Genomic DNA, 14,209 nt, shown 5'->3' on the forward strand with positions numbered 1-14,209 from the left:
AGGCCGACGACTCAGAGGCCGAACATGACGCGCAGCATGGGCCAGGTCACGAAGTACGACATCAACACCACGATGCCAACGATCATGAACAGCACGTAGTGGTACAGATAACCCGACTGCAGCCGGCGAACGACGCCTGCCACCTTGCCCACCAGCTTCCAGCTCGCATTGACCACACCCTTCTCGATCACCCCCTGGTCACCCCCTTTCCACAGGCCCAGGCCCAGGACACGCGCAGCGCGCGCGAGGATGTTCTCGTTGATCCAGTCCATGTAGTACTTGTTTTCCAGCACCACACGCAAGGGCTTGAAGACGCGGTCCAGCGCGGCCGGGATAGCAGGCGCCAGCATGTAAAAGACCCAAGCCGTGACCACGCCGGCCAGCGCGAGCCAGAAAGGCGGGGTGCTGAAGGCATGCGCCGCCATGGCCAGGGGGCTGTGAATCATCTCGGCAAGCTTGGCCATCGCCGGGTGTGCCGCGCTGTTCACGGTGATGGCATCCTTGAAGAAGTCACCGAACAACATGGGCATCAGTGTGAAGTAACCGATCAGCACCGAGGGAATCGCCAACAGGATCAGCGGCACCGTCACCACCCAGGGCGACTCATGCGGCTTGGCGTCGTGGCCGTGCCCATGGTCGTCGTGGTGATCGTCATGCCCATGCGCCGCATGGTCATCGTGGTGCGCATCCGGGTTCTGGTCGTAACGCTCCTTGCCATGGAAAACCAGGAAGTACATGCGGAACGAATAGAAAGCCGTGACAAACACGCCGGCGAGCACCGCGAAGCTGGCGAAGCCCGCGCCCCAGAGGTTGCTCTCGTGCACGGCCTCGATGATGCTGTCCTTGGAATAAAAACCCGAGAACAACGGCGTGCCAATCAAGGCCAGCGAGCCCAGCAGCGAGGTGATCCAGGTGATGGGCATGTACTTGCGCACGCCGCCCATCCAGCGGATGTCCTGGTTGTGGTGCATGCCCATGATGACCGAGCCCGCGCCCAGGAAGAGCAGCGCCTTGAAGAAGGCGTGCGTCATCAGGTGGAACACCGCGACGGAATAGGCCGAGGCGCCCAAAGCCACCGTCATGTAACCCAGCTGCGACAGCGTGGAATAGGCCACGACGCGCTTGATGTCGTTCTGGATGATGCCCAGGAAACCCATGAACAGCGCGGTGATCGCACCGATGACCATGATGAAACTCAGGGCCGTGTCAGACAGCTCGTACAGCGGGGACATGCGCGCGACCATGAAGATGCCGGCCGTCACCATGGTGGCGGCGTGGATCAGCGCGGAGATCGGGGTCGGGCCTTCCATCGAATCCGGCAGCCAGACATGCAGCGGGAACTGCGCGCTTTTGCCCATGGCACCGATGAAGAGGCAGATGCAGATCACGGTGATCAGCATCGCGTCCTGGCCCAGGATGTACCAGGGGAATTCGATGGCGCCAAGCTCGCTCGCCTTGGCGAAGATTTCGCTGTAGTTCAGCGTGCCGGTGTAAGCCGCGATCAGACCGATGCCCAGGATGAAGCCAAAGTCACCCACGCGGTTGACCAGGAAGGCCTTCATGTTGGCGAAAATGGCCGTCGGCTTGTTGTACCAGAAGCCGATCAGTAAGTAGGACACCAAACCCACCGCCTCCCAGCCAAAGAAGAGCTGTAGCAGGTTGTTGCTCATGACCAGCATGAGCATGGAGAAGGTGAACAGCGAGATGTAGGAGAAGAAGCGGTTGTAGCCCTCGTCCTCCTCCATGTAGCCGATGGTGTAGAGGTGCACCATCAGGGAGACGAAGGTCACCACGCACATCATCATGGCGGTGAGGCCGTCGATGAGGAAACCCACCTCCATCTTGAGGCCGCCAACCACCATCCACTCGTAGATGGTCGCGTTGAAACGCGCGCCGTCCAGCGCCACGCTCTTGAGCGTCAGCACGGAAAGGATGAAAGCCACCAGCACGCCAAGGATGGTGACGCCATGCGAGGCGCGGCGGCCGAGCAGATTGCCGCCCAGCTTGGTGCCAAAGATGCCGGCCAGCGCGGCGCCGGCCAGCGGCGCGAGCGGCACGGCCAGCAGGGTGGATGCGTTCAGGGTTGCACTCATGTCGTTCTTGCCTTTTTTTCTTGCCCCGGTCGCCCGTCAGCCCTTCAGCTCGTTGAGCTCTTCCACGTTGATGCTGTGCATGTTGCGGAACAGCAGCACCAGGATGGCCAGGCCAATGGCGGATTCGGCGGCGGCGACGGTCAGGATGAAGAACACGAAGACCTGGCCGTGCATGTCGCCCAGGTAATGCGAGAAGGCCACGAAGTTCGTGTTCACGGCCAGCAGCATCAGCTCGATGGCCATGAGCAGAACGATGAGGTTCTTGCGGTTCATGAAGATGCCGACCACCGCGATCGCGAACAACGCGGCACCCAGAGTGAGGTAGTGACCCAGAGTCAACGTCATGCTTTTTTCTCCTCGGTCGCGGCCGCGTCGGCCAGGGGTTCGGCGGGACGCGTGGGATCCATCTTGACGAGCTGCAGTCGGTCAGCGGCGCGCACCCGCACCTGGATGGACGGGTCGATGGCCTTGCTGTCCTTGCGCGCGCGCAGCGTCAGCGCGATGGCGGCGATCATCGCCACCAGCAGGATGGCTGCGGCGATCTGGATCGGCCATACGTAACGGGTGTAGAGCAGGATACCCAGCGCCTTGGCGTTGGACTCCTCGGCCACGCCAGGGGGTAGTTGCGCGGCGACCTGCGGGTCCACCATGTCGAAGCCGGTCAGCAGCACGGCGGCCATTTCCACGACCACGATACCGCCCAGCAGCAGAGCCAGCGGCAGATTTTTCCAGAAGCCCTGGCGCAGGCGGTCGATGCGGATGTCCAGCATCATCACCACGAAGAGGAACAGCACCATGACCGCGCCCAGGTACACGAGCACCAGCGCCACGGCGAGGAACTCCGCCTGCAGCAGCAGCCAGATGGCGGAGGCTTGCGAGAACGCGAGCATCAGGAAGAGCACGGCGTGCACCGGGTTGCGCGCCGTGACGACGCGCAACGCCGAGATCAGCAGCACCGCCGAGAACAGAAAGAAGAAGCCGGTTTTGACGTCCATGGTCGTTGGAAGGATCCGTTGCGATTCAGGCCTGGAGGATTGAGCGTGTGACAGGTGCCCGCATGACGCCTGACACCAGGCGCAAGAGTTGCCTCAGCGGTATTTGGCGTCCGCGGCCTTGGCAGCGGCGATTTCCTTTTCGTAACGGTCACCCACGGCCAGCAACATGTCCTTGGTGAAATACAGATCACCGCGCTTCTCGCCGTGGTATTCAAGGATGTGCGTCTCGACGATGGCGTCCACCGGGCATGCCTCCTCGCAGAAGCCGCAGAAGATGCACTTGGTCAGGTCAATGTCGTAGCGCGTGGTGCGGCGCGTGCCGTCGGCGCGCGCGTCGCTCTCGATCGTGATGGCCATCGCGGGGCAGACCGCTTCGCAAAGCTTGCAGGCGATGCAACGCTCCTCGCCGTTTTCGTAGCGGCGCTGCGCGTGCAGGCCACGGAAACGCGGCGACAGCGGCGTCTTTTCCTCGGGGTATTGCAATGTGACCTTGCGCGCGAAGGTGTAGCGCCCGGTCAGGGCCATGCCCTTGAGCAACTCCACGAGCATGAAGCTCTTGAAGAAGTCCTTGACCGAGAAGGCGCGCACAGGCGTGGAAGAAGCGGCTTGCATGGCTTATTCCTCAATTCCAGATGTTCCACGGCGTCTGCATCCAGATGCCGACGACGATCAGCCACACCAACGTGACCGGGATGAAGATCTTCCAGCCCAGACGCATGATCTGGTCGTAACGGAAGCGCGGGAAAGTAGCGCGAATCCAGATGAAGCAGGACACGATGAAGAAGGTCTTCAGGCCCAGCCAGATCCAGCCAGGAATGAAGTCCAGCGCGGCCACCGGAGCAGACCAGCCACCGAGGAACATGACCACGGCCAGGATGGACACCAGCCACATGCTGGCGTATTCCGCGAGGAAGAAGATCGCGAAACCCATGCCCGAGTACTCGACCATGTGACCGGCCACGATCTCGGCCTCGCCCTCGACCACGTCAAAGGGGTGGCGGTTGGTCTCGGCCACCGAGGAAATCAGGTAGACCACGAAGATGGGCAGCAGGGGCAGCCAGTTCCAGGACAGGAAGTTCAGGCCCATGGCGGCGAACTGGCCCTGCTCCTGCGCCTGCACGATGTCGGTCAGGTTCATGCTGCCCGTCACCATCAGCACCACGAGGAAGCAGAAGCCCATGGCGATTTCATAGCTGACCATCTGCGCCGAAGCGCGCAGCGCGCCCAGGAAGGCGTACTTGGAGTTGGAAGCCCAACCCGCGATGATCACGCCGTAGACCTCGATGGAGGTGATCGCCATGATCAGCATCAGGCCGACGTTGACATTGGTCAGCGCCACGTCCGGTCCGAAAGGCACAGCCACCCAGGCCGCCAGCGCGGGCATGATGGCCAGCATGGGGCCAAGCACGAACAGCCCCTTGGACGCCGCCGTGGGCTGGATGATTTCCTTGGTCAGCAGCTTCAAGGCATCGGCGAAAGGCTGGAACAGACCAAAGGGGCCGACGCGGTTCGGGCCCAGACGGACCTGCATGAAACCCAGCAGACGACGCTCCCATAGCGTGAGGTAGGCCACGGCGATCAGCACGGGCAGGAGCACGCACACGATCTTGATCAGAGTCCAGATCACGGGCCAGGCGATGTCACCCCACCAGCCTGCGGCGATGAGGTTCAATCCCCCGTTGTAGAGCGCGTCTATCATGCGGCGGCTCCCTCGTTCACTCGTTGTTGGCTGGCTTTCGCATCGGCCGTCAGTTGCAGCGACGTGGCGCGGCGCACCAGCCCATCCAGTTGATAAATCGCCGCGCTGACCGGTTCACCGGCGGACGCGGACAGGTTGATGGCCGCACCCGTGGCGTTCGACAAATTCGCGGGCTGTGCGGTCGCGGCGGCCAGCACGTCCTGCGAGGCGTCGAAATCAAAACCCGGCAATTCCAGCAAATTGCCAAGCACACGCAGCACCTTCCAGGCCGGACGTGTCTCGCCCAAGGGCTTGACCACCGCATGGAAACTCTGCACACGGCCTTCGGCATTGACGAAGCTGCCCGAGGTTTCGCTGAAGGGTGCGATGGGCAGCAGCACGTCGCTGAAGGCCAGGTTGGTCTTGAAGGGTGACAGGGTCACGACCATCTCGGCCTTGCCCAGACCCATCGCCGCCACCGGACCCGCCACGGTGTCTTCGGGTTCGACGTTCAACAGCACAACGGCCTTGCTCTGGCCCGCCAGGATCTGCGCCGCGTTCAGGCCAGCCCCTTGAGGCTGGGCGCCGACCCATTGCGCTCCCACGGTGTTGGCCGCTTCGGTCAGATAACCCACGGAAGCGCCGGTCTGCGCGCCGATCCAGTTCGCCAGGGCCAGCAGCGTCGACGCATTCGCCGCGTGCGCGGCGGCGTTACCCAGCAGCACGGCCTTGCGTTCACCGCCCAGCAGTGATTTGGCGATGGCCGTCGCCTCGGGTGTGGCCTGCGCCGGCACCGGCGCGGTCACGCCCTTGTCGGCCGCCACCGCCGCAGCCACGGCGGCCAGGGCTTGCGCCCATTGAGCAGCCTCGGTCACCACCGCGTTCGCCACGGGCAGGGCCCAGGCGTCGGCAGTCTTGTAGAGCTTGGCCGAGGTGATGGCATTGACCTGCGCGCCATGGCGCGCGGCCTGGCGGATGCGCTGCGCGAACAGCGGATGGTCCTTGCGCAGGTTGCTGCCAACCACCAGCACACGCTGGAGTTGACTCAGCGCGGCGACAGGCAGGCCCAGATGGCGCACACCCTCGCTCTTGGTGAACTCGGCATGGCGCAGGCGATGGTCGATGCTGTCACCGCCCAGGCCACGCACCAGCTTCGTCGCCAGGAACAGCTCTTCCAGCGTGCTGTGCGGGCTGACCAGGGCACCGATGCTGTTGGCGCCGTGCTGGGCCTTGATGTCGCGCAGGCCGGTGGCCACGTACTCAAGCGCGGTCTGCCAATCGACTTCCTTCCACTCGCCGCCCTGCTTGAGCATGGGCTGCGTGAGACGGTCCGGGCTGTTCAGGGCTTCGTAGGAATAACGGTCGCGGTCGGCGATCCAGCATTCGTTGACCGCCTCGTTTTCGAGCGGGACGACGCGCATCACCTGGTTGTTCTTGACCTGCACGATCAGGTTGGCGCCCGTGCTGTCGTGCGGACTCACCGACTTGCGACGCGACAGTTCCCAGGTGCGGGCGCTGTAGCGGAAGGGCTTGCTCGTCAGCGCGCCGACCGGGCAGATGTCGATCATGTTGCCGGACAACTCGGAGTCCACCGACTTGCCGACGAAGGTCTCGATCTCGGAATGTTCGCCGCGGTGGCTCATGCCCAACTCCATCACGCCGGCCATTTCCTGGCCGAAGCGCACGCAGCGGGTGCAATGGATGCAGCGGCTCATCTCTTCCATGCTGATGAGCGGACCCACGTCCTTATGGAAGACCACGCGCTTTTCTTCCTCGTAGCGCGAGGCGGAAGCGCCATAACCGACGGCCAGATCCTGCAGCTGGCATTCGCCGCCCTGGTCACAGATGGGGCAATCCAGCGGATGGTTGATCAGCAGGAACTCCATGACCGACTGCTGGGCCTTGATGGCGCGGTCGCTCTTGGTGCGCACGATCATGCCCTGGGTCACGGGCGTGGCGCAGGCCGGCACCGGCTTGGGCACCTTCTCCACGTCCACCAGGCACATGCGGCAATTGGCGGCAATGCTGAGTTTCTTGTGATAGCAGAAATGGGGGATGTAGGTTCCGGCCTTTTCGGCGGCATGCATGACCATGCTGCCTTCGACCACCTCCACCTTCTTGCCGTCGAGTTCGATTTCAACCATAGCTACTTTCAGGCCGCGGTAACCGACTTTTCAGTCGTGGGCTTGGGAATCAGCGCCTCGAATTCGGGGCGGAAGTGCTTGATCATGGCGCGCACCGGCATGGCCGCCGCGTCGCCCAGCGCGCAGATGGTGCGGCCCATGATGTTGCCTGCCACCGAGTCCAGCGTCGCCATGTCCTGGGGACGGCCTTCGCCACGCTCGATGCGGTCGACCAGGCGCCAAAGCCAGCCCGTGCCCTCGCGGCAGGGCGTGCACTGGCCGCAGGACTCGTGCATGTAGAAGTAGGAGAGGCGCTTGAGCGACTCGACCATGTTGCGCGTCTCGTCCATCACGATGACGGCGCCTGAGCCGAGCATGGAGCCCGCCTTGGAGATGGAGTCGTAGTCCATCGTGCATTCCATCATGATGTGGGCCGGCAGCACCGGCGCGGAGGAGCCGCCCGGAATCACGGCCTTGAGCTTCTTGCCGCCCTTGACGCCGCCCGCCAGTTCCAGCAATTTGCTGAACGGCGTGCCCAACGGAATCTCGTAGTTGCCGGGGCGCTCCACGTCACCGCTGACCGAGAAGATCTTGGTGCCGCCGTTGTTGGGCTTGCCGATCTCCAGATAGGCCTGACCACCGTTGCGGATGATCCAGGGCACGGCCGCGAAGGTCTCGGTGTTGTTGATGGTGGTCGGCTTGCCGTACAGGCCGAAACTGGCCGGGAACGGCGGCTTGAAACGCGGTTGGCCCTTCTTGCCTTCGAGCGACTCCAGCAAGGCGGTTTCCTCGCCGCAGATGTACGCGCCGAAGCCATGGTGGGCGTGGAGCTGGAAATTGAAGCCGCTGCCCAGGATCTGGTCGCCCAGATAACCTGCAGCCCTCGCCTCCTCCAGCGCGGCTTCGAAGCGTTCATAGACCTCGAAGATCTCGCCGTGGATATAGTTGTAGCCCACCGTGATGCCCATGGCATAGGCAGCGATCGCCATGCCTTCGATCACGATGTGGGGGTTGTACATCAGGATGTCGCGGTCCTTGCAGGTGCCAGGCTCACCCTCGTCCGAATTACAGACCAGGTACTTCTGGCCCGGGAACTGGCGCGGCATGAAGCTCCACTTCAGGCCGGTCGGGAAACCCGCGCCGCCGCGACCACGCAGGCCGGACTCCTTGACGGTGGCGATGACCTGGTCTTGGGTCAGGCCTTCCTTCAAGATTTTCTTCAGCGCCTCGTAGCCGCCACGCGACTCGTAGTCCTTCAGGCGCCAGTTGGCGCCGTTCAGACCCGCGTAGATCTGCGGGCCGATGTGGCGGTCATGGAAGCAGGTCTGCACACCGGTGGCGGCGAACTGCGAGAGGATTTGTTCTGCGTTCATGCCGCGACTCCTTTGGAGTCGCTGCCACCAGCCACTCCTTTCAGCCCGTCGATCAGCTGATCCAGCTTGTCATTGCTCATGAAGCTGCACATGGTGCGGTCGTTGACCAACATCACGGGCGCGTCGGCGCAGGCGCCCAGGCATTCGCTTTCCTGCAGCGTGAACAGGCCGTCGGCCGTGGTCTCACCCTTGGCGATGCCCAGCTTGGCCGCCAGATGGTTCAGCGCCTTTTGCCCGTCGCGCAGCTGGCACGGCAGGTTGGTGCAGACGTTGAGCTTGAACTTGCCCACCGGCCGCTGGTTGTACATGTTGTAGAAGGTCGTGACTTCGTGCACAGCCATCGCGGGCATGCCCAGGTAGGCGGCGATCTCCGCCTCGGCCTCGCTGCTCACCCAGCCCTGCTCCTGCTGCACGATGGAAAGGCAGGCCATCACGGCGGACTGCTTCTGCTGAGCCGGGTACTTCGCCACTTCCTTGCTGAATCGGGCAAGGGTCGCCGCCGACAGCGGCGACGTGCGTGCTTTTGTCGCGTCGGAAATCATCGGTCGATTTCTCCAAAAACAATGTCCAGCGTGCCGATGATGGCGACCGCGTCGGCCAGCATGTGACCACGCGCCAGTTCATCGAGAGTGGCCAGGTGCGCGAAGCCGGGCGCACGGATCTTGAGGCGATAGGGCTTGTTGGCGCCATCGCTCACGAGGTAGATGCCGAATTCGCCCTTGGGATGCTCCACCGCCGCGTAAGCCTCGCCGGCCGGGACACGGAAGCCCTCGGTGAAGAGCTTGAAGTGGTGGATCAGCTCCTCCATGTTGGACTTCATGGCCTCACGCGAAGGCGGTGCAACCTTGTGGTTGTCGGTGATGACCGGGCCCGGGTTGGCGCGCAGCCAGTCCACGCACTGCTTGATGATTTTGTTCGACTCGCGCATCTCGGCCACGCGAACCAGGTAACGGTCGTAGCTGTCGCCGGTCTTGCCCACGGGGATGTCGAAGTCCACGCGGTCGTACGCGTCATAGGGCTGCTGCTTGCGCAGGTCCCAGGCGATGCCGCAGCCGCGCAGCATCGGGCCGGTCATGCCCAGGTTCAGCGCGCGCTCGGGCGTCACCACGCCGATGCCCACCGTGCGTTGTTTCCAGATGCGGTTGTCGGTCAGCAGGGTCTCGTACTCATCCACGCACTTCGGGAAGCGTTGCGTGAAATCGTCGATGAAATCCAGCAGCGAGCCCTGGCGGTTGGCGTTGGCAGCCTGCAAGGAGCGGTTGCTGCGCACCTTGCTGGCCTGGTGCTGCGGCATGGAGTCGGGCAGGTCGCGGTAGACGCCGCCCGGGCGGAAATAGGCCGCGTGCATGCGCGCACCCGACACCGCCTCGTACATGTCGAACAGGTCTTCGCGCTCGCGGAAGGTGTAGATCAGGATGGTCGAGCTGCCGCAGTCGTTGCCGTGCGAGCCCAGCCACATCAGGTGGTTGAGCAGGCGCGTGATCTCGCCAAACATGGTGCGGATGTACTTGGCGCGCAGCGGGACCTCGAGGCCCAGCATCTTCTCGATGGCCAAGCAGTAGGCCTGCTCGTTGCACATCATCGAAACGTAGTCCAGGCGGTCCATGTAGGGCAGCGACTGGATGTAGGTCTTGCTCTCGGCCAGCTTTTCGGTGGCGCGGTGCAGCAGGCCGATGTGCGGATCGGCACGTTGCACGACTTCACCGTCCAGCTCCAGCACCAGGCGCAGCACGCCATGCGCGGCCGGGTGCTGCGGACCGAAGTTCAGGGTGTAGTTCTTGATTTCTGCCATGGCTCACAGCCCGCCGTAGTTGTCTTCGCGGATGATGCGCGGCGTGATCTCGCGCGGCTCGATGCTCACGGGCTGGTAGATCACGCGCTGCAATTCGGCGTCGTAGCGCATCTCGACATGCCCGGAAAGCGGGAAGTCCTTGCGGAAGGGGTGGCCGATGAAGCCGTAATCCGTCAGGATGCGGCGCAGGTCATCATGCCCCTCGAAGACGATGCCAAACAGGTCGAAGGCCTCGCGTTCGTACCAGTTGGCCGCAGCCCAGACGCTGGTCAGCGAATCCAGCACCGGGAATTCGTCGTCCGCAGCAAACACCTTCAGGCGCACGCGTTGGTTCAGGCTGACGGAGAGCAGGTGCGACACCACGGCGTAGCGCGCACCTTCCCAGGCGCCATCGCCGTAAGCGGAGTAATCCAGACCGCACAAATCAATCAACTGCTCGAACTGGCAACCCGGCGCGTCGCGCAGCAACATGGCCGCAGTGCGGTAGTCCTTGGGGGCAACCTCCACGGTGACCTCGTCAAGGCGCAGCTCAATGCGGCGCACCAGTTCACCCAGCGCGGCGGACACGGCGTTTTTGAGAACCTCGGGGTTCACGGCGACAGCGGTCATTTCTTTTCCTTCAGGCACGAGCCTTGAACATGCACCTCAGACACGCGCGATGGTCTGCGTGCGGCGGACCTTCTGCTGCAGCTGAATGATCCCGTAGATCAAGGCTTCGGCCGTGGGGGGACAGCCCGGCACGTAAACGTCGACCGGCACGATGCGGTCACAGCCGCGCACGACGGAGTAGCTGTAGTGGTAATACCCACCCCCATTGGCGCAGGAGCCCATGGAGATGACCCATCGCGGCTCGCTCATCTGGTCATAGACCTTGCGCAGGGCGGGCGCCATCTTGTTGCACAGGGTGCCGGCGACGATCATCAGGTCGGACTGACGCGGACTGGCACGGAACACCTCGGAACCGAAACGCGCGATGTCGTAGCGCGCCGCCGCCGCGTGCATCATTTCCACCGCACAGCAGGCCAGACCGAAGGTCATGGGCCAGAGCGAACCGGTCTTGGCCCAGTTCACCACCGTGTCGTAGCTGGTGGTGACGAAGCCTTCCTTCAACACGCCTTCAATCATGGCTGCGTTCCTTGCTAAGAATCAGTTGTCCTGCGGTGAGATCAGAGGCTGCGCCGGACTACTCCCAGTCGAGCGCGCCCTTCTTCCACTCATAGACAAAACCCACCACGAGGATGGCGATGAAGACCATCGCCGCCCAGAAACCAACCGCGCCAACATCCTTGAGCGCGACGGCCCAGGGGAATAGGAAGGCGATTTCAAGATCGAAAAGAATGAAGAGGATGGCGACGAGGTAATAACGCACGTCGAACTTCATGCGCGCGTCCTCGAAGGCCTCGAAGCCGCATTCGTAGGGGGAGTTCTTGGCCGCGTCAGGACGATTGGGCCCGAGCACGTAACCGATGAGCTGGGGCAGCACACCCACGGCCAGACCGACCAAGATGAACAACAGGACGGGAAGGTACTGGTCAAGGCTCATCTTGCTGCTCTGCCTCTGCTGCTCTGGGTTGGATCACGCATCCGACCAGCCCCGCGCGAGGGCCGCGGGCCAGGCCGGCTTCTGTATGGTGCCGTCGGCGAGACTCGAACTCGCACAGCTTTCGCCACTACCCCCTCAAGATAGCGTGTCTACCAATTTCACCACGACGGCTGATTTGTCCGCCGGTCTTGCATGAGGAGTTGCGTTTGACCAGCAGCTGGAAGTTTACCCGGAATTCCCCCACTTCCGAGGGAGGCGCCCGGAGAAGTTATCAAAACTTGATTCCGGACAAGGCCACTTGCGAGGCCCACCACGCGGGCCCGGACGGACCCTGCGCACGTTCAGTCGGCACGCACCCAACGGGCCTGCGGCGCGTGCGCTGCTCCGCGCTTTATTGCGCGGGAATCTGCCCGGCGGCGCCAGCGGGAGCCGCTTCCTTCGATGCCGGCGCGGCCTCGCTCGCCGCAGGCGCGGTCGAGTTGACGCCTGGGATCTGCGCCGCCGTGTCTGGCGTCGCGGGCACGATGGCTGCGGGATTTTCGAGCACGCTGCCCGAGCTGGTCGGACGCGCATTCCCGAAGTAAGCGAGGGCCAGCGTCACGGAGAAAAACACCGTGGCCAGCACCGCCGTCGTGCGCGACAAGAAGTTGGCGCTGCCACTGGCGCCGAACAGACTGCCGGACGACCCGCTACCGAAAGCTGCGCCCATGTCGGCGCCCTTGCCGTGCTGGATCAACACCAGACCAATCATGGCCAAGGCCGTGATGATCTGCACCGTGACGAGTAGGGTGACGATGAAACTCATGCGATGAACTCCTGAATTCGAGACTGATGTCGTGAGACTGAGAGCTTGAATGCGACGTCGAGCGATTGCGCTCAGCTCGCCGCGTCAATGATGGAAAGAAAATCCGCCGCCTTGAGCGACGCGCCGCCGATCAGGCCGCCGTCAATGTCGGCTTGCGCCAGCAAGCTGGCGGCATTGGTTGCGTTCATGCTGCCGCCGTACAGGATGCGGATGCGATCGGCCTGGGTTGACGCGGCCTGCAGCTGAGCCCGCAGCACGGCATGCACGGCCTGGGCCTGCTCAGGCGTGGCCGTCTTGCCCGTGCCGATGGCCCAGACCGGCTCATAGGCCACGACGATCTCGCTGATGCAATGGCCGTTGAGGTGTATCACGGCCGCCAGTTGACGCTTGACAACATCCTCGGTCGAGCCGGCCTCGCGCTCGGCCAACGTTTCCCCGATGCAGACGATGGGGGTGATGCCCGCGGCCAGCGCGCGCTGGGCCTTCTCGGCCACGACCGCGTCCGTCTCGCCATGGTATTGACGACGTTCGGAATGGCCGACGATGGCGTAACGCACGCCGAAGTCCCGCAACATGGCCGCGGAGATCTCACCAGTGTAAGCACCCGACTCACGGGCCGAAAGGTCCTGCGCACCCAATGCAAGCGGGGAATCCGCCAGCAAGGCCTGACCCTGCGCCAGATAGACGGCCGGCACGCAGACGGCGACATCACAAGCCTGGGCCGTGACGCCCGGCAGTATGCCTTGCAGCAAAGCCGCGTTGGCGGCCAGGCTACCGTTCATCTTCCAGTTGCCGGCGATCAGTTTCTTCATGTCCAGGTCAGCACGATCTTGCCGATGTGCTGGTTCGATTCCATCAGCGCGTGGGCCTGGGCGGCTTGCGCGGGCTGGAAGGTACTGTGGATCACAGGCTTGATCTTGCCCGCCTCGATCAGCGGCCAGGCATGCTTCAGACAGGCCTGGGCAATGGCGGCCTTGAAGGCCACGGGACGCGGGCGCAAGGTGGAGCCGGTGATGGTCAGGCGCTTGCGCAGCACCAAGCCCGCATTGAAGCTGCTCTTGGTGCCGCCCTGCACGGCGATGATGACGATGCGGCCGTCCTCGGCCAGGCTCTCGACCTCGCGGGCGACATACTCACCGCCCACCATGTCGAGGATCACGTCCACGCCCTTGCCATCCGTCAGCCGCTTGACCTCGTCCTTGAAGTCCTGCGTCTTGTAATTGATGGCATGGTCGGCGCCCAGCCTCACGCACGCCGCGCACTTCTCGTCGCTGCCCGCCGTCGCGATGACCGTCGCACCCCAGGCCTTGGCCAGCTGTATGGCAGTGACGCCAATGCCACTGGACCCGCCCTGAACCAGCAGGGTCTCACCCGGTTGCAGACGCCCGCGGTCGAAGACATTGCTCCAGACCGTGAAGAAGGTCTCGGGCAGCGAGGCGGCCTCGACGTCACTCAAGCCCCTGGGGTAAGGCAGACATTGGGCGATCGGCGCGGTGCAGAGTTCGGCATACCCGCCACCGGCCACCAGGGCACAGACCTTGTCACCCAGCTTGAAACCAGCAGCCGCGAGTTCCTGGGCATCCCCACCAACGATCTCACCCGCAACCTCCAGGCCCGGGATGTCGGAGGCTCCCGGGGGCACCGGGTAGTTGCCCTGGCGCTGGAATACGTCAGGCCGGTTGATGCCGCTGGCCGCGACACGGATCAGCAGCTCGCCAGCCACGGGCGCCGGGTCGGGGCGCGTGCCCAGCACCAGCACCTCCGGCTCGCCATGACGGGTGATTTCAACGGCCTTCATGCCCGCGAC

Annotated in this window: 15 protein-coding genes and 1 tRNA gene; all 16 read right to left on the reverse strand. The window is 63.6% G+C overall.

Features of this window, described 5'->3' with window-relative positions:
• Positions 1-11 precede the first annotated feature (11 nt).
• The 16 genes from nuoL to AZ34_RS13660 all read right to left on the reverse strand — a co-directional run bounded on the left by nuoL (position 12) and on the right by AZ34_RS13660 (position 14,200).
• Positions 12-2,093 (reverse strand): NADH-quinone oxidoreductase subunit L, encoded by a 2,082-nt coding sequence (nuoL, locus tag AZ34_RS13585; RefSeq protein WP_035608955.1) that lies wholly within the window; start codon positions 2,091-2,093, stop codon positions 12-14.
• Positions 2,094-2,129: 36 nt separating this feature from the next.
• The gene (gene nuoK / locus AZ34_RS13590) at positions 2,130-2,438 is read right to left on the reverse strand and encodes an NADH-quinone oxidoreductase subunit NuoK (RefSeq protein ID WP_035608957.1); all 309 of its coding nucleotides are present in this window, start codon (positions 2,436-2,438) and stop codon (positions 2,130-2,132) included.
• The gene (locus tag AZ34_RS13595; protein WP_035608959.1) at positions 2,435-3,088 is read right to left on the reverse strand and encodes an NADH-quinone oxidoreductase subunit J; all 654 of its coding nucleotides are present in this window, start codon (positions 3,086-3,088) and stop codon (positions 2,435-2,437) included. Before AZ34_RS13595 ends, nuoK begins: the two co-directional genes overlap by 4 nt.
• A 93-nt stretch (positions 3,089-3,181) precedes the next feature.
• Positions 3,182-3,700, reverse strand: a complete 519-nt coding sequence (gene nuoI / locus AZ34_RS13600) for an NADH-quinone oxidoreductase subunit NuoI (protein ID WP_035608961.1) — start codon at positions 3,698-3,700, stop codon at positions 3,182-3,184.
• Between the two features lie 10 nt (positions 3,701-3,710).
• On the reverse strand, positions 3,711-4,787 hold the full coding sequence (nuoH, locus tag AZ34_RS13605; RefSeq protein WP_035608963.1) for an NADH-quinone oxidoreductase subunit NuoH: 1,077 nt from the start codon (positions 4,785-4,787) through the stop codon (positions 3,711-3,713).
• Positions 4,784-6,910 carry an NADH-quinone oxidoreductase subunit NuoG gene (gene nuoG, locus AZ34_RS13610; protein ID WP_035608965.1) on the reverse strand — a complete coding sequence of 709 codons (2,127 nt, stop codon included), beginning with the start codon at positions 6,908-6,910 and terminating at the stop codon, positions 4,784-4,786. Before nuoG ends, nuoH begins: the two co-directional genes overlap by 4 nt.
• Positions 6,911-6,918: 8 nt before the next feature.
• Positions 6,919-8,262: an NADH-quinone oxidoreductase subunit NuoF gene (gene nuoF, locus AZ34_RS13615; protein WP_035608969.1), complete on the reverse strand. Its 1,344-nt coding sequence runs from the start codon at positions 8,260-8,262 to the stop codon at positions 6,919-6,921.
• Complete coding sequence (gene nuoE / locus AZ34_RS13620) at positions 8,259-8,804, reverse strand: NADH-quinone oxidoreductase subunit NuoE (protein WP_051509843.1); 546 nt, start codon at positions 8,802-8,804, stop codon at positions 8,259-8,261. Before nuoE ends, nuoF begins: the two co-directional genes overlap by 4 nt.
• A complete protein-coding gene (locus AZ34_RS13625) occupies positions 8,801-10,054 on the reverse strand; it encodes an NADH-quinone oxidoreductase subunit D (protein WP_035608972.1) in 1,254 nt (417 codons plus the stop codon). The genes nuoE and AZ34_RS13625 overlap by 4 nt, the downstream gene beginning before the upstream one ends.
• Positions 10,055-10,057: 3 nt before the next feature.
• A complete protein-coding gene (locus AZ34_RS13630; RefSeq protein WP_035608975.1) occupies positions 10,058-10,663 on the reverse strand; it encodes an NADH-quinone oxidoreductase subunit C in 606 nt (201 codons plus the stop codon).
• A 36-nt stretch (positions 10,664-10,699) separates the two neighbouring features.
• Positions 10,700-11,179, reverse strand: a complete 480-nt coding sequence (locus tag AZ34_RS13635) for a NuoB/complex I 20 kDa subunit family protein (RefSeq protein ID WP_006296490.1) — start codon at positions 11,177-11,179, stop codon at positions 10,700-10,702.
• 58 nt (positions 11,180-11,237) lie between these two features.
• Positions 11,238-11,597: an NADH-quinone oxidoreductase subunit A gene (locus tag AZ34_RS13640; RefSeq protein WP_035608978.1), complete on the reverse strand. Its 360-nt coding sequence runs from the start codon at positions 11,595-11,597 to the stop codon at positions 11,238-11,240.
• A gap of 86 nt (positions 11,598-11,683) precedes the next feature.
• Positions 11,684-11,768 (reverse strand) — tRNA-Leu (locus AZ34_RS13645).
• A gap of 220 nt (positions 11,769-11,988) precedes the next feature.
• Positions 11,989-12,402, reverse strand: coding sequence for a preprotein translocase subunit SecG (gene secG, locus AZ34_RS13650; protein ID WP_035608980.1), 414 nt, complete (start codon positions 12,400-12,402; stop codon positions 11,989-11,991).
• Positions 12,403-12,473: 71 nt separating this feature from the next.
• A complete protein-coding gene (gene tpiA, locus AZ34_RS13655; RefSeq protein ID WP_035608982.1) occupies positions 12,474-13,214 on the reverse strand; it encodes a triose-phosphate isomerase in 741 nt (246 codons plus the stop codon).
• Entirely contained in the window at positions 13,211-14,200 is a 990-nt protein-coding gene (locus AZ34_RS13660) for an NAD(P)H-quinone oxidoreductase (RefSeq protein ID WP_035608984.1), read from the reverse strand. Before AZ34_RS13660 ends, tpiA begins: the two co-directional genes overlap by 4 nt.
• Positions 14,201-14,209 lie beyond the last annotated feature (9 nt).

It is taken from the genome of Hylemonella gracilis str. Niagara R, from assembly GCF_000600295.1.
GTDB lineage: Bacteria > Pseudomonadota > Gammaproteobacteria > Burkholderiales > Burkholderiaceae_C > Hylemonella > Hylemonella gracilis_A.